Origin of the sequence: Streptosporangium sp. NPDC004379, assembly GCF_042873875.1 — a bacterium.
Taxonomy (GTDB): domain Bacteria; phylum Actinomycetota; class Actinomycetes; order Streptosporangiales; family Streptosporangiaceae; genus Streptosporangium.
On the sequence record NZ_JBIAMC010000024.1, the window covers coordinates 18,460 to 36,284 of the forward strand.

17 protein-coding genes are annotated in these 17,825 nt (G+C 73.0%); 1 reads left to right on the forward strand and 16 read right to left on the reverse strand.

Features of this window, described 5'->3' with window-relative positions; translation table 11 throughout:
* Positions 1-50 precede the first annotated feature (50 nt).
* The 16 genes from pheT to ACFYSC_RS34140 all read right to left on the reverse strand — a co-directional run bounded on the left by pheT (position 51) and on the right by ACFYSC_RS34140 (position 17,051).
* Entirely contained in the window at positions 51-2,567 is a 2,517-nt protein-coding gene (gene pheT / locus ACFYSC_RS34065) for a phenylalanine--tRNA ligase subunit beta (protein WP_389969778.1), read from the reverse strand.
* On the reverse strand, positions 2,567-3,664 hold the full coding sequence (gene pheS / locus ACFYSC_RS34070; protein WP_389969780.1) for a phenylalanine--tRNA ligase subunit alpha: 1,098 nt from the start codon (positions 3,662-3,664) through the stop codon (positions 2,567-2,569). Before pheS ends, pheT begins: the two co-directional genes overlap by 1 nt.
* 84 nt (positions 3,665-3,748) lie before the next feature.
* Positions 3,749-4,831, reverse strand: a complete 1,083-nt coding sequence (locus ACFYSC_RS34075) for an ATP-binding protein (protein ID WP_389969782.1) — start codon at positions 4,829-4,831, stop codon at positions 3,749-3,751.
* Positions 4,832-4,882: 51 nt separating this feature from the next.
* A complete protein-coding gene (locus ACFYSC_RS34080; RefSeq protein ID WP_362945404.1) occupies positions 4,883-5,713 on the reverse strand; it encodes an RNA methyltransferase in 831 nt (276 codons plus the stop codon).
* A 96-nt stretch (positions 5,714-5,809) separates the two neighbouring features.
* Positions 5,810-6,193 carry a 50S ribosomal protein L20 gene (gene rplT / locus ACFYSC_RS34085; protein WP_189248256.1) on the reverse strand — a complete coding sequence of 128 codons (384 nt, stop codon included), beginning with the start codon at positions 6,191-6,193 and terminating at the stop codon, positions 5,810-5,812.
* Positions 6,194-6,217: 24 nt separating this feature from the next.
* Complete coding sequence (rpmI, locus tag ACFYSC_RS34090) at positions 6,218-6,412, reverse strand: 50S ribosomal protein L35 (RefSeq protein WP_068924211.1); 195 nt, start codon at positions 6,410-6,412, stop codon at positions 6,218-6,220.
* 130 nt (positions 6,413-6,542) lie between these two features.
* A complete protein-coding gene (gene infC / locus ACFYSC_RS34095; protein WP_362945434.1) occupies positions 6,543-7,178 on the reverse strand; it encodes a translation initiation factor IF-3 in 636 nt (211 codons plus the stop codon).
* Positions 7,179-7,533: 355 nt separating this feature from the next.
* Positions 7,534-8,376, reverse strand: coding sequence for a shikimate dehydrogenase (locus ACFYSC_RS34100; protein WP_389969785.1), 843 nt, complete (start codon positions 8,374-8,376; stop codon positions 7,534-7,536).
* Positions 8,373-9,515 carry an endolytic transglycosylase MltG gene (gene mltG, locus ACFYSC_RS34105; RefSeq protein WP_389969786.1) on the reverse strand — a complete coding sequence of 381 codons (1,143 nt, stop codon included), beginning with the start codon at positions 9,513-9,515 and terminating at the stop codon, positions 8,373-8,375. The genes ACFYSC_RS34100 and mltG (ACFYSC_RS34105) overlap by 4 nt, the downstream gene beginning before the upstream one ends.
* A gap of 163 nt (positions 9,516-9,678) precedes the next feature.
* Positions 9,679-10,713 carry an endolytic transglycosylase MltG gene (gene mltG, locus ACFYSC_RS34110; RefSeq protein ID WP_389969788.1) on the reverse strand — a complete coding sequence of 345 codons (1,035 nt, stop codon included), beginning with the start codon at positions 10,711-10,713 and terminating at the stop codon, positions 9,679-9,681.
* The gene (gene ruvX / locus ACFYSC_RS34115; RefSeq protein WP_362945395.1) at positions 10,710-11,216 is read right to left on the reverse strand and encodes a Holliday junction resolvase RuvX; all 507 of its coding nucleotides are present in this window, start codon (positions 11,214-11,216) and stop codon (positions 10,710-10,712) included. Before ruvX ends, mltG (ACFYSC_RS34110) begins: the two co-directional genes overlap by 4 nt.
* 51 nt (positions 11,217-11,267) lie before the next feature.
* Positions 11,268-13,940, reverse strand: a complete 2,673-nt coding sequence (alaS, locus tag ACFYSC_RS34120; protein ID WP_389969790.1) for an alanine--tRNA ligase — start codon at positions 13,938-13,940, stop codon at positions 11,268-11,270.
* A 1-nt stretch (position 13,941) separates the two neighbouring features.
* Positions 13,942-14,196 carry a hypothetical protein gene (locus tag ACFYSC_RS34125; RefSeq protein ID WP_389969792.1) on the reverse strand — a complete coding sequence of 85 codons (255 nt, stop codon included), beginning with the start codon at positions 14,194-14,196 and terminating at the stop codon, positions 13,942-13,944.
* On the reverse strand, positions 14,193-14,588 hold the full coding sequence (locus tag ACFYSC_RS34130; protein WP_362945389.1) for a DUF948 domain-containing protein: 396 nt from the start codon (positions 14,586-14,588) through the stop codon (positions 14,193-14,195). Before ACFYSC_RS34130 ends, ACFYSC_RS34125 begins: the two co-directional genes overlap by 4 nt.
* A gap of 41 nt (positions 14,589-14,629) precedes the next feature.
* Positions 14,630-15,988, reverse strand: a complete 1,359-nt coding sequence (locus ACFYSC_RS34135) for a methyltransferase family protein (protein WP_389969794.1) — start codon at positions 15,986-15,988, stop codon at positions 14,630-14,632.
* A gap of 76 nt (positions 15,989-16,064) precedes the next feature.
* Positions 16,065-17,051: a hypothetical protein gene (locus tag ACFYSC_RS34140; RefSeq protein ID WP_389969796.1), complete on the reverse strand. Its 987-nt coding sequence runs from the start codon at positions 17,049-17,051 to the stop codon at positions 16,065-16,067.
* A gap of 45 nt (positions 17,052-17,096) precedes the next feature.
* Between ACFYSC_RS34140 and ACFYSC_RS34145 the strand changes: the two genes are divergently transcribed.
* Positions 17,097-17,759 (forward strand): TetR/AcrR family transcriptional regulator, encoded by a 663-nt coding sequence (locus tag ACFYSC_RS34145; protein ID WP_389969798.1) that lies wholly within the window; start codon positions 17,097-17,099, stop codon positions 17,757-17,759.
* The last annotated feature ends 66 nt before the right edge of the window (positions 17,760-17,825 follow it).

A 17,825-nucleotide genomic window follows, 5' to 3' on the forward strand; every position in this document is an offset into this window, starting at 1 on the left:
GAACCGAAGGGTCCCGGCGGAAGGCTCCGCCGGGACCCCGGACACGCGGATCAGGCGCCGCGGAGCCGTGCCCCGGTGCGCTCGGCCGCCAGCGCCACGGCGGCGTCGCGGGCGGCGGTGGTCTCCTCGGCGGTCAGCGTCCGGTCCGGCGCCCGGAACCGCAGGGTGTAGGCGAGGGACTTGTTGCCCTCACCGGCCTGGGCCCCGGTGTAGACGTCGAACAGGCGGATCGACTCCAGCAGGTCGCCCGCGCCCTCGCGCAGCGCCGCCTCCACCTCGGCCACCGGGGTGGCGGCGGCGACGATGAGCGCGACGTCCTGGGTGGCGACCGGGTAGGCGGAGATCGACGACACCTGGACCGGACCGGCCGACAGCGGCTCCAGCCGGGTGAGCTCCAGCTCCATCGCGGCGGTGCGCGGCGGCAGGCCGTACGCCTCGATGACGCGCGGGTGCAGCTCCCCGGCGTGGCCGACGAGGACGTCCCCGGCGTACAGGGCGGCGCAGCGGCCCGGATGCCAGGGCTCGTGCCGGTCGGCGCGGACCCGGAGCTCGACTCCGGCCTCGTGGGCCACCGTGCGGGCCGCCTCGACGGCGTCGGCCCAGCTCGCGGCGCGCCCTCCGCCCCACCAGCCGGACCGCTCGAACTCCCCGGCCAGCACGACGGCGACGCGGACCGGCTGGGCGGGCAGCGCGGACTCGATCGAGTCGAGCTCCTCGGCGGTGGGCCTGCGGTCCACGCCGAGGACCGGCGCGGTCGCCGGGGCCTCCCGGTCCGGCCGGTAGACCAGGCCCGTCTCGAACAGCGCGAGGTCGGCGAAGCCCCGGCCCACATTGCGGACCAGCGTTCTGAGCAGTCCCGGCAGCAGGGTGGTCCGCATCAGCGGCTCGTCCTCGCTGAGCGGGTTGGCCAGCCGTACGGCCAGGCGGCGCTCGTCACCCGCGGGCAGCTGCAGGGCGTCCAGGTCGCGCTCCCCCATGAAGGGGTAGGCGAGGACCTCGACGTATCCCGCGCCGGCCAGCGACCGGCCGACCCTGCGGCGCAGCCGCTGGCCCTCGGTGAGCCCGGCGCCCGCCGGGGCGGCCGGCAGGACCGAGGGCAGCTTCTCGTAGCCCTCCAGCCGGATGACCTCCTCGGCGAGGTCGTTGGGGTCGGTCAGGTCGGGCCGCCAGGAGGGCGGGGTGACCGTCAGCATGTCGTCGCCGGTGACGGCGAGTCTGGCGGCGATCCCGCCTGCCGGGGCGGCGCCGCCGGCCTGGACCGTGCAGCCCACCTGCTCCAGGCGGCGGACCACCGTCTCGCGGTCGTAGGGGACCCCGGCGACCCGGCCGGGGTGGCCGCTCGGCATGGAGACGCGGACCGGCTCGACCTCGGCCTCGGCATGGGTGACGCCCGGCTGGATGGTGCCGCCGCCCAGCTCGGCCAGCAGCCGCGCCGCCTTCCAGGAGGCGTACAGCGGCAGCTCGCGGTCGACGCCCCGCTCGAAGCGCTTGGACGCCTCGCTGACGAGGTTGTGGCGGCGCGACATCCGCGCGACGCCGCTGGGCGAGAAGTGCGCGGCCTCGATCACGATGTCGGTGGTCTGATCGGAGATCTCGGTCTTCAGGCCGCCCATCGTCCCGGCCATGGAGATCGCCCCCGAGCCGTCGGTGATCAGGACGTCCTCGGGGTGGAGCGGGCGGACGACGTGGTCGAGGGTCTCCAGGGTCTCCCCCGGCTCGGCCCGGCGCACCACGATCTCGCCGGTCAGCGTCGCCGCGTCGAAGGCGTGCAGCGGCTGGCCGAGCTCCAGCATCACATAGTTGGTGACGTCGACGGCCAGCGAGACCGGGCGCACGCCGGCGCGGGCCAGGCGCACCCGCAGCCACAGCGGGCTCTCCGCCGCCGGGTCGAAGCCGTGGACCTCGCGCAGCACGAAGCGGTCGCAGGCGGCCGGGTCGGCGATGGAGGCCGGGTGGGCGGCGCCGGAACCGTCGGGCGGGGTGATGTCGGCCGGGTCCCGGAACGGCACGCCGAAGGCGGTCGCGGCCTCCCGCGCCACGCCCCGGATGGACAGCGCGTAGCCGATGTCGGGGGTGATCTCCAGCTCGATCACGTCGTCGCGCAGGCCGAGCAACTCGACCACGTCGACGCCGATCGGGGTGCCGGGCGACAGCACGAGGATGCCGGGCGAGGACTCGGCCACGCCGAGCTCGGCCTCCGAGCAGATCATGCCGTCGGAGACGCGGCCGTAGGTCTTGCGGGAGGCGATCTCGAAGCCGCCGGGCAGCACCGCGCCGGGCAGCGCGACCGGGACGCGGTCGCCGGCCTGGAAGTTGGTCGCGCCGCACACGATCTCGCGCGGCGCGGCCTCCCCCACCTCGACCTGGCAGTGCCGGATGGGCTTCTTGAAGCCGGTGAGCTCCTCGATGGCGAGCACCTCGCCGACCACGATGTTCTTGATGTCGTGGCCGTAGGAGGTGATCGCCTCCAGCTTGAGGCCGGCGCGGGTGAGCGCGTCGGCGACTCCGTGGGCGGTGACGGCGGGGAGATCGACGTACTCCCGCAGCCATGAAAGCGGGACCTTCATCAGACCTCCATCCCGAACGGGAGCGTGAAGCGGGTGTCTCCCTCGACCATGTCGCGCATGTCCTCGACGTTGTGGCGGAACATCAGCGTGCGCTCGATGCCCATGCCGAAAGCGAAACCGCTGTAGCGGGCCGGGTCGACGCCGCAGGCGACGAGGACCCGCGGGTTGACCATGCCGCAGCCGCCCCACTCGATCCAGCCCTCCGACCTGCAGGTGCGGCAGGGCGGGTTGCCGGGCGTCGCCGAGGCGCCGCGGCAGACGAAGCACTTGAGGTCCATCTCGGCGGACGGCTCGGTGAACGGGAAGTAGTTGGGCCGGAACCGGGTGGTGATGCCCTCGCCGAACATGACCTCGGCGAACCGGTCGAGGGTGCCCTTCAGGTGGGCCATGGTCAGGCCCTCGTCGATCGCCAGGCCCTCGACCTGGTGGAAGACCGGGGTGTGGGTCGCGTCGAGCTCGTCGGTGCGGAACACCTTGCCGGGCGAGACCACGTAGACAGGCAGGCTCCGGCCGAGCAGCGCCCGGATCTGCACCGGCGAGGTCTGGGTGCGCAGCACCTTGCCGGAGTCGACGGACTCGACGAAGAACGTGTCGTGCTCCGAGCGCGCCGGGTGGTCGGGCGAGATGTTCAGCGCGTCGAAGTTGAACCACTCGCCTTCCAGCTCCGGCCCCTCGGCCACCTCGTAGCCCATCGCGACGAAGGCGTCGGCGACGCGCTCCTGCAGCGTGGTCAGCGGGTGCCGGGCGCCGCGCGGGGCGCGGTCCCAGGGCAGGGTGACGTCGACGGTCTCCTCGACGAGGACCCGTTCGTCGCGCTCGGCCTCCAGCTGGGCCTGGCGTTCGGCGAGGGCCTCGGCGACGGCCTTGCGCGCTCCGCCGATCCGCTTGCCGGCGTCGGCGCGGGCCGCCGGCGGCAGTGCGCCGATCTCGCGGTTGGCCAGGGCTATGGGCGAGCGGTCTCCGGCGTGCGCGAGCCGTACCTGCTTGAGTTCGTCGAGGTCGCGCGCCGCCTTGATGGCGTCGAGCGCGTCGTCCCGCATGCGCGCCAGCTCGTCGGCGTGCAGCGGTGTCACCTCGACCGGGTCGTAGTTAGACAAGGGAGCTCCGAATCCAGGGCTTAGGCGGCCATGAGTCTAGTCGGGAGAGCCCACCGGGCCCGCATCGACGCTCAGGCGAAGTGCTCAGGCGAAGTCAGGGGTGCCGGTGGGCACGGTAAATCGGAACTCGGCGCCGCCCTCGGGGCCCCGCCGCACGGAGATCGTGCCGCCGTGCGCCTCGATCAGGCCCTTGACGATGAACAGGCCGAGCCCGGTGCCTCCCCGGCGACGGGCGTTGCCCCGCCAGAACTGCCGGAACACGCGCGTGACCAGCTCGGGCGGGATGCCCTCTCCCTGGTCGCGGACGGACACGGCGACTCCCCAGTCGTTCGGCTCTATGGCTATTGTCACCGTACCGCGACCGTGGCGCACCGCGTTTTCCAGCAGGTTGGCCAGGACCTGGTCGATCTTGTCCTGATCGAGCCAGGTCTCGGGGAGCTCGCCGCGGACCTCCAGCCGGAAGCGGTCCTCCGGCTCTCCCGCCGCCACCCGCCCGGCGATGACCTTCCGGGCCCTGGCCGGGATGTCGACCACCTGGCGGTGGATCTCCAGGCGGCCCGACTCGATGCGGGAGACGTCCAGCAGCTCGGTGATCAGCCGGGTCACCCGGTCGGCGTCGGCGTTGACCGTCTCCAGCATGACGAGCTTCTGGTCGTCGGTGAAACGGGTCCACTTGGCCAGCAGCGTCGCGGTGAAGCCCTTGACGCTGGTCAGCGGGGAGCGCAGCTCGTGGGCGACCGTGGAGACCAGGTCGGCGCGGCTGCGCTCCAGCCGGGCGCGGGCGCCCGCGTCGCGCAGGGTGATCACCACCCGGACGACCGGGCCGCCCCGCTCGGGCCGGCGCACCAGGCGGGCGGCCACGAGCATCTCCTGCCCGCCCGGAGTGCGCAGCGGCAGCTCCGGCTGGCGGGCCCGGCCGGGCAGGCCCCCGTAGGGGTCGAACCACTTCCACCAGTCGCGCCCGTCGTGGTCGCGGAAGGAGAACGCGTCCCGCAGGTGCCGTCCGAGAGCCCGGTCGCGGGCGACGCCGGTGAGGCGGACGGCGGCGCGGTTGACGGCCAGCACGTGGCCGTCCCGGTCGGTCACGACGAGGCCGTCGGGGAGGTCGTCCACGTCGATCACACAGGCGGAGTCAGCGCTCCGTTCGTCGGTGTGTTCGCCGTGCACGACCCCGCCTCCTCGACGCTACAACGCCGACAATAGCGGGTTTCCCGCGTCCTACGGCAGCCTCGCGGCGCTGCCCGGGGAACCGGCCCGCTGAGACCGGGCAGATGCGTACAGACAGACCGCGGCGGCGGTCGCGAGGTTGAGACTCTCGGCCCCGCCGTAGATCGGGACGCGGACGACCTCGTCGGCCAGCTTCAGGATCTCCTCGGGCAGCCCCCACGCCTCGTTGCCGAAGACCCAGGCGACCGGCCCGGACAGGTCGACGTCGTCGAGGGTGCGCTCCCCCGCGCCGTCGGCCGCGAGCACCCGCAGGCCCTGCTCCTTCAGCCGCCCGACGGCCCGTGCCACGGGGGTGCCCGTGACCACCGGGAGGTGGAACAGGCTGCCGGCGCTGGCCCGGACGCACTTGCCGTTGTAGGGGTCGACCGAGGCGTCGGTGAAGACGACCGCGTCGGCGCCGGCGGCGTCGGCGGTGCGCAGCACGGTGCCGGCGTTCCCCGGGTCGCGGACGTGCGCCAGGACGGCCACCAGCCGGGCGTCGGCCGTGACGGCGTCGTCCAGGGGGACGTGCACGAACCGGCAGACGGCCAGCAGGCCCTGCGGGGTGACGGTCTGGGCGAGCTCGGCCATGACCTCGCCGCTGGCGCGCTGCGCCGGCACGCCGGCCGCCGCGGCGGCGGCGACGAGGTCGGCGTGCCTGACCTCGGCCTCGGCGGTGGCGAACAGCTGCGTCACGACGCCGTCCAGCGCCAGAGCCTCGCGTACGGCCTGCGGCCCCTCGGCGATGAAGGACCGGTCCCGGTCCCGGAAGGCGCGCTTGGTCAGCCGCCGCACGGCCTTGACCCGCGGCGACTTGATGTTGGTGAGCTCAGATTCCGCCATGTTCGAATCCCCCAGGAATGCGGACGCGGCCCACAGCGTGATCGCTGTGGGCCGCGCCCTCGCCGGTGCCGGGCCGCGGCCCGGCGGGCGTGTTGCTCAGCCGGCGACCGGCGCGTTCACGTCGGCCGGGAGCGCCTTCTTGGCGGCCTCGACCAGCGTCGCGAACGTGGCGGCGTCGTTGACCGCGAGGTCGGCGAGGATCTTGCGGTCGACCTCGATGGAGGCCAGGCGCAGACCCTGGATGAGCCGGTTGTAGGTGATGCCGTTCTGGCGGGCAGCGGCGTTGATGCGCTGGATCCAGAGACGGCGGAAGGTGCCCTTGCGGTCCTTGCGGTCGCGGTAGGCGTAGGTCATCGAGTGGAGCATCTGCTCCTTGGCCTTGCGGTACAGACGCGACCGCTGGCCCCGGTAGCCGCTCGCCCGCTCGAGAACGACCCTGCGCTTCTTCTTGGCGTTGATCGCCCGCTTCACGCGTGCCATGTCTATCTATCTCCCCGGGGGTCGTTACTTGGCGAGCAGCTTTTTGATCTTCTTGGTGTCGGCGTCGGACAGCACGACCTCGGGCTTGAGACGACGCGTGAGAGTGGAGGACTTCCACTCGTTGTAGTGCGCGCGGTTGGCGCGGCGCCGCTTGATCTTGCCGGTGCCGGTCAGCCGGAACCGCTTCTTCGCACCGCTGTGCGTCTTCATCTTCGGCATCTCAGCCGTCTCTCCCTCGATCGTGCCGATGTCCCGGGCCGGTAACCCGAGTCAAGGGCATGCCTGACTGTGAGACCGGACCCGGTCTCGGCTTAATCCCGCGACTGCCCGGTGGTCCGGGCCGTGCGAGTCACTCCTGCGGGACGGCCGCGCCGTCGTCGACGGACACGCCGTCGTCAACGAGCGCCGGAGCCTCTTCGGAGGTCTCGTCACGTCGCGCCTTGGCCGCCGCCTTCTCGGCCTTGGCCTCGGCCTTCTTCTTGTGCGGGCCGATCACCATGATCATGTTTCGGCCGTCCTGCTTGGGCTGGGACTCCACGAAGCCGAGCTCCGAGACGTCCTCCGCCAGCCGCTGCAGGAGCCGGAAACCCAGCTCGGGCCGGGACTGCTCCCGCCCGCGGAACATGATCGTGACCTTGACCTTGTCCCCGGCCTTGAGGAACCGCACCACGTGACCCTTCTTGGTCTCGTAGTCGTGCGGGTCGATCTTCGGACGGAGCTTGATCTCCTTGATGATCGTGTACGCCTGGTTGCGCCGCGCCTCGCGTGCCTTCATCGCGGACTCGTACTTGAACTTGCCGTAGTCCATGAGCTTGCACACGGGCGGGCGAGCCGTAGCCGCGACCTCCACGAGGTCGAGGTCGGACTCCTGAGCCAGCTTCAGGGCATCGCCGATGGAGACGATGCCGACCTGCTCGCCGTTCGGGCCGACGAGGCGGACCTCGGGGACACGAATACGGTCGTTGATGCGGGGCTCGGCGCTGATGGGGCCTCCTAGGTCGGATCCACCGCCGGCTTGCCCGGCGGCGTCTGCCACATACTCGATCGTGCCGGGAAGTCACCCCCGAGGCCCCGAGGGCCCGGAATGCGAAATGCCCCGCACGTCGCGCATGCGGGGCCACATGAGCTCATCGGCTTCGCCGCCGCGGGCTCTTTCCGGGGTCAACCGGTGTGATCCTTGACCTGCCGGCTTTTCGGCCGACCAGGTGGGAGGTGAACCTCCGCTTGCGCGTCCGGCAGGCATGCCGGACCGATCGAGTAGTCACTCTATCACAACACCGAAGGCCCCTCGAACCTTCCCGGGAGCGGCGGGACCGGCCGGTCCACGGCCGCGGGGCCGGTCAGCCCGTGGCGGCCCGCCGGGCGATCTCCGCCTCGCCCGCCGCGCGCATCGCCTCCACCGGCACGTCGGTCCGGCCGGTCATCAGCTCGACCTGCCGGGCCGCCTGGTGCAGCAGCATGGGGAAGCCGCCGACCACCGTGCCGCCGCGGGCGGCCACGGCCGCGGCCAGGCGGGTGGGCCAGGGGGCGTAGACGACGTCGAAGAGCGCGGGCACCCCGGCCACCAGGTCCGCCAGGCCGTCGGCGGCGCCCGCGGGCAGCGTCGAGACCACCAGGTCCGTCTCCAGGGCCGTGCCGACCTTGTCGAAGGTCAGCACCTGCAGGGCCGTCTCCAGCCGCTCGGCGGCCCCGGCGGTCGTCCGGGCCCGCTCCGGGTCGCGCACCACCAGGGTCGCCTCGGCCAGGCCCAGCTCGCGCAGCGCGGCCAGCGCCGAGGCCGCCGTGGCCCCGCCGCCGAGGATCGTCGCCGACCGGGGCGGCGCCACCCCCGCCTCGGTGAGCGCCCGGACGATGCCGTGGACGTCGGTGTTGTGGCCGTGACGGGCGCCGCCGTCGAAGACCACGGTGTTGGCCCCGCCCACCCGCACGGCGAGATCGGAGACCGTGCCCAGCAGCGGCAGCACCGCGCGCTTGAGCGGCATGGTCAGCGACAGACCGGCCCACTCGGGACCGAGCCCGGCGACGAGGCCGGGCAGGGCGGCCTCGTCGCACTCGATCGCCTCGTAGTGCCACCCGTCCAGGCCCATGGCCGCGTGGGCGGCGCGGTGCAGGACCGGCGACAGCGAGTGGGCGATGGGCGACCCGAGGACCGCGGCCCTGACGGTGCCGGCGGCCCCGGTCATCCGCCCGCCTTGTTCTGCTCGTACTCCGCCTTGAGCTTGAAGAAGTCGGTCTCGTTGGTGGCGAACTTGGTGATGCGGCGCTTGGGGTCGACGGTGACGAAGAACTTCCAGTCGCCCTTGGCCGGGTTGAGCGCCGCCTGGATGGCGTCGTCGCCCGGGTTGGAGATCGGCCCCGGCGGCAGGCCGAGACGCTTGTAGGTGTTGTAGGGCGAGGCGCTCTCCAGATCGGCGTGGCTGGCCTCGATGCCGTACTTGCCGAGCGCGTACATGACCGTGCTGTCCATCCCGAGCTTCATCGGCGGCTCGGAGTGGAGCCGGTTGTAGATGACGCGGGACATCTTGGCCATGTCGTCGAGGTTGCCGGCCTCGGCCTGGACGATGCTGGCGATCGTCACGATCTGGTGCGGGGTGTAGCCCAGGGCCTTGGCCTCCCTGGCCAGGTTCTCCTTCTCGGCGGTCTCCTTGAAGCGGTCGACCATCGCGGTCAGGATGTCGGAGGCCGTCATCTTGGGGGTGATCTCGTAGGTCGCCGGGAAGACGTAGCCCTCCGGATTGCCCCTGGCGTAGGAGGGCAGGCCCAGCGCCTTGCCGTTCTTGGCGGCCTGCTGGAACTCCTTCAGCGGCTTGCCGGTCTGCTTGGCGAGCTCCTGCAGCATGGCCGTCAGGCGCAGGCCCTCCTTGATGGTCACCCGCTCGTGCAGCCGCTTGGCCGGGTCGAGCAGCTTCACGGCCTCGGCGGCGGCCATCTGCTTGCGCATCCGGTACTCGCCGGGCTGCAGGGAGGAGCTCTTGCCGGCGTCGGTGATGGCGTCGGTGAACGCCTCGGAGCTCTTGACGACGTCCTTCTCCCGGAGGGTCAGGGCGATCTGGGAGGCGGTCTGCCCCTCCTTGATCTCCACGACGACCTCGCCGCTGCCCTGGCCCTTGTAGTCCTCGACGGTCATCGCGTCGCGCACCCACAGGTAGCCGTAGTAGCCGCCGGCGCCGAGGCCGCCGACCAGGATGATGACCGCGAGCATCGGGGCGAGGAACCCGCCGCGGTTGCGGCGCCGTCGTCTGCGGCGCCCACGGCCGGTCCGGCGAGGACGACGTGAGGGGTCGTCCTCGCCGACCAGGAAGTCCATATCGAGATCGTTCATAGGTCCGCTGGCCAATCTCCCGGGTGGGACGGCCTGGCGTCAAGCGGGCATGCCAAACCGAGGGGGGACACGGGGTCGAGCGGCCCGGTGTCCCGGGATCCGCGCCTCGGCCGCGCAGTGGGCATCGCCGCTTGCGGCGGAACCGGGGATGTTCCGCCGGACATCAATGCGTCCCGAGGTATCTGTTCAGCTCTTCCCGGTATCTCACAAACTCACTCTCTTTGTCAGTGAATTTCGTGATTCTACGCTTCGGATCGATCGTGACAAACCAGAACCAATCACCCCGATCTGGACGGAGAGCCGCGGTGATCGCCTTCTCCCCCGGATTCGCGATCGGTCCCGGAGGCAGCCCGGGATGAGCGTAGGTGTTGTAGGGCGACTTCACCTTCGTGTCCTTCTCCGTCACCCTGAGCGTCCGGCGGTTCTGCGCGTAGAGCACCGTACTGTCGATCTGCAGCGGCGTGCCCGCCTTGATCCGGTTGTAGATCACTCTAGCGATCTTCGGATAGTCGGAGTCGCGCCCGCCCTCCGCCTGGACGAGGCTGGCCACCGTGACCGCCTCCAGTGGCGTCAGGCCGCGCTCGGCCGCGCGGTTCTCCAGCTCCAGCTTGGCCGCGGCTCTCTTGTACCGTTCCACCATGAGGCCGAGCACGTCGGCGGGGGTCATGTCCGGCTCGACCTCGTAGGTCGCCGGGAACATGAAGCCCTCGGGTCCCTTGGCGTAGGACGGCAGCTCCAGCTCCTCACGGTCCTCGGAGGCCCGGACGAAGGCGTCCCTGGGCATACCGGTCTTGGCCGCCAGCCTGTCGAACAGCTCGGTCAGGCGCAACCCCTCGGGGACCGTGACCCGGCGCACCACCCGCGACCCCGGGGCGAGCAGCAGGTCGAGGGCGGAGTCGGCGGCCATGCCCTTCCGCAGGCGGTAGTGGCCGGGCCGCAGACTGCCGGTCTTGGCCCGTTCCTCGGCCGCCTTGACGAACGCCCCGGCGCTCGCGACGACGCCCGCGTCGGCGAGCGTCTCGGCGATCTCCCCGGCGCTCGCGCCCGAGGGGATCCGCACGACGACCGAGCCCGAGCCCTGCCCGGCGAAGTCGTCGGGCATCAGCCGCGGCCCGACCACCACGTAACTCCCGGCGGCCGCCGCGAGGACGACCGCGGCGGCCCCGCCCGCCAGCAGCCACGCGGGCCGGGGGATCACCGCGGTGTCCCGTCACCCGATCCCGTGCCGGGCGGCCCGCCCGGCGGCCCCGAGGCACCCAGAGCACTGCCCGGCGGCCTCCCGGTGGCGCGCTCGGCGTCCAGGGCCGCCTGCAGCAGCACGATGGCCGCCGCCTGGTCCACCACGCCGCGCTGGTTCTTCGCCTTGACCCCGCTGGCCCGGAGGCCCTGCTGGGCGGTGACCGTGGTCAGCCGCTCGTCGAACAGCCGCACCGGGACGGGCGCCAGCCGATGGGCGATCCGGGCCGCGAAGTCGCGGGCGAGCCCCGCCGCCTGCCCCTCCCGGCCCGACAACGAGGTCGGCAGACCGACCACGATCTCGACGACGTCGTACTCGGTCGCGATCTCCGCGAGCCGTTCCAGGTCTCCTCTGCCGCGCCGTACGGTCTCCACCGGCGTGGCCAGCAGCCCCGAGGGGTCGCTGCGGGCCACGCCGATGCGGACCGAGCCGACGTCGACGCCCAGGCGAATGCCGTTTCTCATGTGGTCATCGTCCCCGCCTCCGGGCCTCGTCAGACCCCCGGACGCCCGGTGTCAGGAGGCGGCCTGCGCGATCGCCTGCTGCACGGCGCCGAGCGCGTCACCGATCGCCTCGGGACGGGCCCCGCCGCCCTGCGCGACGTCGTCCTTGCCTCCGCCGCCGCCGCCGAGCGCCTTGGCCGCGACACCGACGAGCCGGCCGGCCTTCAGGCCCCGGGCGCGCCCGGCGTCGTTGACGGCCGCGACGACGACGGGCCGGTCACCGGGCACGCCGGCGACGACGACCACGGCGGCGCGGTCGGCGGGGAACCGGCCCCGCACGTCGAGCGCCAGCTTGCGCAGGTCGTCCGGGGAGGTGCCGTCGGGCGCCCGGTGCGTCACGACCGAGACGCCGTCCAGGTCGCGGGCGGCGGCGGCGAGCTCGCCGGCCACGGCCAGCACCTGAGCCGAGCGGAGCCGCTCCAGCTCCTTCTCCGCGGTGCGCAGCCGGGTGACGATGCCCTCGATCCGCTCGGGAAGCTCCTCGCGGCGGGCCTTGAGCTGCTCGGACAGCTGGGCCACCAGCACGCTCTCGCGGGCCAGGAACCGGAAGGCGTCCAGGCCGACCAGGGCCTCGACGCGGCGCACGCCGGCGCCGATCGAGGACTCGCCCAGCACCTTGACCAGGCCGAGCTGGCCGGAGCTGGCGACGTGGGTGCCGCCGCACAGCTCCCTGGAGTAGTCGCCCACCTCGACGATGCGGACGGTCTCGCCGTACTTCTCGCCGAACAGGGCCAGCGCGCCCATCGCCCGGGCCTCGGACTGGGAGGTGTGGAAGGCGTTGACCGTGAGGTCGTTGATCAGAACGGCGTTGACCTCGTCCTCGACGTCGCGCAGCACGCTGGGCGGCACGGCGCCGGCGGCGGTGAAGTCGAAGCGGAAGCGGCCGGGCGAGTTCTCCGAGCCGGCCTGCGCCGCCGTCTCCCCCAGCGCGTTGCGGAAGCCGCGGTGCACCAGGTGGGTGGCGGTGTGGCTGCGGGAGATGGCGCGGCGCCGCTCGACGTCGATCTCGGCCTGGGCCTGGTCGCCCACCCGGATCTCCCCGGCGCGGACCTTGCCGCGGTGCACGATGACGCCCGCGACCGGGGACTGCACGTCCACGATCTCGACCTCGGCGCCGCCGGTGCGGATGACGCCCTGGTCGGCGAGCTGGCCGCCGCCCTCGGCGTAGAAGGGGGTACGGCTCAGCACGACCTCGGCCGTGGTGCCGGCGCCGGCCGCGGGGACCGGCGCGCCGTCCACCAGCAGGCCGATGACCTGCGCCTCCGCCGTCACCTGGTCGTAGCCCAGGAAGTCGACCTTGCCGGTCTTCTCCAGGATCCGGCCGAACACCGAGATGTCGGCGTTGCCGGTCTTCTTGGCGGCGGCGTCGGCCTTGGCGCGGTCGCGCTGCTCCTTCATCAGCCGGCGGAAGCCCTCCTCGTCGACCTTGAGGCCCTGCTCGGAGGCCATCTCCAGGGTCAGGTCGATCGGGAAGCCGTAGGTGTCGTGGAGCTGGAAGGCCTGGTCCCCGCCGAGGGTGCCCCGGCCCTTGCGCTTGTTCTCCTCCACCGCCGCGTCGAAGATCGCGGTGCCGGTGCGGAGGGTGCCCAGGAAGGACGCCTCCTCGGCGTCGATCACCGCGTGGATCTGCGGGGCGTCGGCCTTGAGCTCGGGGTACAGATCGCCCATCACGGCGATGGTCACCGCGGTGAGGTCGTGCATGTAGCGCTCCTCGCCCGCGCCCAGCAGGCGCAGGTTGCGGACGGCGCGGCGCAGGATGCGCCGCAGCACGTAGCCGCGGCCCTCGTTGGAGGGCAGCACGCCGTCGGCCACCAGCATCACGCTGGTGCGCACGTGGTCGGCGACGACCCGCAGCGAGACGTCGGCGCGCTCGTCACGGCCGTAGCGCGTCCTGGTCAGCTCGGCGGCCCGGTCGAGGATCTTGTAGGTGGTGTCGATCTCGTAGATGTTGTCGACGCCCTGCAGGATCGCCGCCATGCGCTCCAGGCCCATGCCGGTGTCGACGCTGCGGGCGGGCAGCTCGCCGATGACGTCGAAGTCGGTCTTGCTGCGGACCGCGCCGAGCTGGAACTGCATGAAGACGTTGTTCCAGACCTCGAGATAGCGGTTCTCGTCGGCGACGGGGCCACCGTCCTTGCCGTACTCGGGGCCGCGGTCGTAGTAGATCTCGGTGCAGGGGCCGCCCGGACCGGGCACGCCCATGTGCCAGTAGTTGTCCTCCAGGCCGCGGCGCTGGATGCGCTCGGCCGGGACGCCGACCTTCTCGTGCCAGAGGCGGTAGGCCTCGTCGTCGTCGTGGTAGACGGTGACCCAGAGGCGCTCGGCGGGGAAGCCGAAGCCGCCCTCGGACTCGGGCTTGGTCAGCAGCTCCCAGGCGAGCGGGATCGCCTGGTCCTTGAAGTAGTCACCGAACGAGAAGTTGCCGAGCATCTGGAAGAACGTGGCGTGCCTGGTGGTCTTGCCGACCTCGTCGATGTCGGGGGTGCGCACGCACTTCTGGACGCTGGTGGCCCGCTTGAACGGGGGTTTCTGCTGCCCGAGGAAGTAGGGCTTGAAGGGCACCATGCCCGCGGGCACCAGCAGCAGCGTCGGGTCCTCGGCGATCAGGCTGGCCGAGGGCACGACGGTGTGCCCACGCTCCTCGAAGAAGCGCAGGAAGCGGCGCGCGATCTCTGCCGACTCCATTTCAGCGGCCGTCCTTTACGTCGTAGTGGTTGGTGTCGTCAACACTGTCCAGCCCGAACCGGGAACGCAACTCGGTTTCCCGCCGGGCGGCGCCGTCCAGGGCGTCGCCCGCGAACTCCCGTGCCTGCTCCAGCATCCCGGAGGCGCCGTGAAGGGCGCGCCGGGCCACGTGGTTCGGATGCAGTGCCTGAAGCTTACGCATCGTCCACACCGCGCAGAACGCGCCGAGGGACATGTAGAACAACCGGCGGATCATGACCTGCGCCCCTCCAGCACCCGGGGGGCGGACCGGCCGCGGGCGCGGCGGGCGCCCAGGGCCCGCCGGACGCCGTGACCCAGCGCCGCCACCTTGATCAGCGGCCCTGTGATGAGGGTCTGCGTGACGTCGCTGACCTTGGCGACGTGACCGCTGACCTGCTTGACGTCCTCGGCGATGGCCTCGACGGCGACGAGCCGGCGGTTGGCCTCGCCGACGGTGGCCGTCATGTCCTCCAGCAGCGGCACGACGCGGTCGCCGAGCTCGGAGACCATCTTGGACGTCTGGGTCAGCAGGCGTGCCAGCCTGACCAGGACCACGGCAAGAAAGCAGACCAGGATCGCCCAGAACATGGCGACCATCAGGCCCGCGACCTCTCCGGCGGTGAGCATGCGCCGATCTCCCTACTTCACCCGGCTGGAACGGCAAGACCCTATCGCGTCTGACCGACCCTTCCCGGCACACGTCCCGCGAACCGCGCCTCCGTCCGCGGGCCGCCGCCGAAGGCGTCCACGCACAGCTGCGCGAACCAGGTCACCCCGGGCAGGAGAAGCGCCCAGCCCAGCAGCGCCCAGCCGAGGTGCACGTGGACGAGGGCGCGGGCGACGGCGGCGGCCCCCTGGGCCGTGCCCCCGCCGGGACCGGTGTAGGTGATCCGGCGCAGGCCGGCCGGGTGGTCCTCGGCCGCCAGGATCCGCAGCCCGGCGGGCCGGCGGCGGGCGAACCAGGCGCCGACCCCCGCGCACTGGCCGCAGACGCGGGAGACGTGGAGCGTGGCGCCGGGCACACCCTCCGGTACGGCGGGCCGCAGGCGCGGCACCCAGGGACGCACCGCTCGCCGGTACTCCTCCCAGGCCGCGCCGTGCCGTTCGCCGAGCCGTTCGCCCTCGTGCCAGGCCGCCAGCCCGGCGCCGTAGGCCAGGGCGACCGCCGCGGCGGCCAGGAAGACCCGGTCGAGGGTCGCGAGGAGCAGGTAGGCCGCCGTCATCGAGACCTGCATCGGGTTGCGCACGTAGGCGTAGGGGCCGGTCCGCACCAGCCGCTCCGGCGGGTCGTACGGCAGCGGCGTGCCCCGGCCCTCCTCGGCGAACTCCCGCACCGCGGCCAGGCCGAGCAGCAGCGGCACGGCGAGCGCCTGGACGAGCAGGCCCAGCGCCCACGACGGCTGCCGCCACGCCTGCGTGGCGGCGATCGGCAGGGCCAGGCCGAGGCCGCCCGCGAGCAGCGCCTGCATCGCGACCCGGGCGCGCAGGCGGCGCCCGGCGGACGTCCACCGCGAGAGGAGCAGGCCGGGGACCAGGGCGGCGGCGACCGCCAGCGTCTCGCCCGTGAGCCAGCCGTCGCCGAGCACGACGACGGGCCGGCCGAGCGGCATGACCGCCAGGTCGAACCACGCCAGGGCCGCCACGACGAGCGGCAGGGGCGCCCGCCGGGCGGCCAGGGCGGGCAGCGCCCCCCACAGCAGCGCCCAGCCGAGCAGCAGGTCCGCGGGGACGCCGTGCCAGACCGCCCCCTCGGCGGTGAAGCGCCACCAGCCCGCGCCGATGGCCAGGACGTTCACGGCGGCGAGGACCGTCAGGTTCCAGGCCGTGGCGAGGATCGCCGCCGCGATGTCCCGCTCCGGGTGACGGCGGGCCGCGGCGGCGGCGAGCACGGCGGCCACGGGGACCATGAGCGCCAGGCCGCGGACCAGCGCCGGGTCCGCGGTCATGCCGGCGAGGGCCGCGCTCAGACCGGCGGGGTCCGGGACAGGACCGGCGGCCGCCGCCGGGGCTCCCACGGCGACGGTCATCGCCGGGCTCCCGCGCCGCCGGCCGCCGCCGGGACCATCGCGGCGCCGCTCGCCGCCGGGGCTCCCGGGGCGCCGGTCATCCGAACGTCCGGGCGAGGTAGGCGGCGGCCTCGCCGAGCGCGTACCGCTGGAGCGGGCCGAAGTACCAGCCGGGGTCGAAGGTGCGGCGGTAGCGCAGGGTCACGGTGACCCGCCCGCCGCCCCAGGCGAACTCCGCCTCCCTCAGGTCGAGCCAGCGGGCCAGGGTGGTGTCGCCGAGCACCGAGAACGTCACCCGGCCCGGCGCACGCTCCTTCACCCCGAGGGTCATCGACCGGGGCTCGGGGGCGGCGCCGATGCCCAGGGAGCGGCGCGGGGTGAAGACGATCTCCCGCCGGTCCCCGATCCGCAGCCCCTCCCCCGCCGACCGCACCGGCCGGGGGAAGCCCAGCCGGAGCAGCGGCGAGTCGAAGGCGCCGAACCGCGGCGCGGCGGCCAGCGCCCGCTCGACGTCCCTTCCGGAGGTCTGGACGGACACGGTCACCTCGCCGTCGCGGGACGGGGCGGCCAGCTCGGCTCCCCCGGCGGCCAGCGTCAGCAGCACCAGCGGGACGGCGATCGCGTTCGTCCCCCGTCTGCGATGGCCGTCGGCGACGAGTCCGAAGATCAGGCCGATGAAGTAGAACAGCGGGGCCGCGAAGACGAGGCAGACGATCCCCTCGCCGAGCAGCGGACCGGCCAGGGCGAGCCCGACGGTGATGGCCGCCATGATCAGCCCGGTGACGGTGCGCGGCCGGGCGGTGAGGATGACGGTGACGGCGATGACGGCCGGCAGTCCCAGGTAGAAGAGGGCCGTCTGCTCCAGGTGGCCGGCGTGCAGCACCCGGTAGAGCAGCAGCGCGGCGAACAGGGCGATCACCAGCGCCGCGAGGGTCCGGCGCGCCCGGTTCCGGTGCGCGGGGTCCGGCTCCCGGGAGGGTCCGGGCGCCGGTTCCGGTGCCGGAGGCGGCCCGGAGGCCGGCTCGCGTTCCGGCTCGGGGAACGGTTCGGGTTTCGGCTCGGGGGATGGGGGTGAGTCGTTCACGGGGCCTCTTCATCGGTTGGTTTAATCACTTGATTAAACCGTACGATGAGGAGATCGCCGGAGCAAGGGAGGCTCGGAGTGAGCAGGCAGGCAGGGGCGGAGACCCGCGAGCGGCTGGTCGAGGCGGCCTCGCGGGTGCTGCGGGCCGAGGGGTACGCCGGAACCAGCGCCCGCGCCATCGCCAAGGAGGCGGAGGTCAACTCGGCCCTGGTCTTCTACCACTTCGGCGGCGTGGACCAGCTGCTGCTGACCGCCCTGGACCGCTCCTCCGAGCAGCGCATGGCCGCCTACCGGGAGGCCGTGGCGGGGGCCCGCACGCTGGAGGAGCTGGTGGAGGTGGCCAACGCCATCTACCGCGCCGATCTGGAGGGCGGGCACATCACGCTCTTCTCCGAGCTCGTCGGGGCGGGCCTCGCCAGGCCCGAGCTCCGCGCGGAGATCACCAAGCGTGCCGAGCCGTGGATCGGCTTCGTCGAGGAGACCCTGGAGCGGGTCATCGGCGGTTCACCGCTCGCCCGCCTCATGCCGCCCCGCGACCTCGCCTACGCGGCGATCACCTTCTATCTCGGCGTCAACGTCTTCACCCATCTCGACGCCGACCGCTCCCGCACCGAGGCGCTGTTCGACCTGGTCGGCAGGGTCGCCCCGCGCGCCAGGCTGCTGACGGTGCGGCTGCCGCGCCGCCGTACGCCGCCCGCCCCCGGCTGACCGCCTGCCCGGCCCGCCCGCCGTGCGGGCCGTTCCGGGACGGGCAGGGCGCATGGCGGGCCGCAG

What these genes read in the sequence shown, in the direction of transcription:
- ACFYSC_RS34125 (WP_389969792.1), bottom strand. Translation starts at nt 14,196, where the DNA reads ATGATCCGCCGGTTGTTCTACATGTCCCTCGGCGCGTTCTGCGCGGTG.
- rpmI (WP_068924211.1), bottom strand. Translation starts at nt 6,412, where the DNA reads ATGCCGAAGATGAAGACGCACAGCGGTGCGAAGAAGCGGTTCCGGCTG.
- ACFYSC_RS34135 (WP_389969794.1), bottom strand. Translation starts at nt 15,988, where the DNA reads ATGACCGTCGCCGTGGGAGCCCCGGCGGCGGCCGCCGGTCCTGTCCCG.
- ruvX (WP_362945395.1), bottom strand. Translation starts at nt 11,216, where the DNA reads ATGAGAAACGGCATTCGCCTGGGCGTCGACGTCGGCTCGGTCCGCATC.
- alaS (WP_389969790.1), bottom strand. Translation starts at nt 13,940, where the DNA reads ATGGAGTCGGCAGAGATCGCGCGCCGCTTCCTGCGCTTCTTCGAGGAG.
- pheT (WP_389969778.1), bottom strand. Translation starts at nt 2,567, where the DNA reads ATGAAGGTCCCGCTTTCATGGCTGCGGGAGTACGTCGATCTCCCCGCC.
- ACFYSC_RS34080 (WP_362945404.1), bottom strand. Translation starts at nt 5,713, where the DNA reads ATGGCGGAATCTGAGCTCACCAACATCAAGTCGCCGCGGGTCAAGGCC.
- mltG (WP_389969786.1), bottom strand. Translation starts at nt 9,515, where the DNA reads ATGAACGATCTCGATATGGACTTCCTGGTCGGCGAGGACGACCCCTCA.
- rplT (WP_189248256.1), bottom strand. Translation starts at nt 6,193, where the DNA reads ATGGCACGCGTGAAGCGGGCGATCAACGCCAAGAAGAAGCGCAGGGTC.
- ACFYSC_RS34130 (WP_362945389.1), bottom strand. Translation starts at nt 14,588, where the DNA reads ATGCTCACCGCCGGAGAGGTCGCGGGCCTGATGGTCGCCATGTTCTGG.
- ACFYSC_RS34145 (WP_389969798.1), top strand. Translation starts at nt 17,097, where the DNA reads ATGAGGAGATCGCCGGAGCAAGGGAGGCTCGGAGTGAGCAGGCAGGCA.
- ACFYSC_RS34100 (WP_389969785.1), bottom strand. Translation starts at nt 8,376, where the DNA reads ATGACCGGGGCCGCCGGCACCGTCAGGGCCGCGGTCCTCGGGTCGCCC.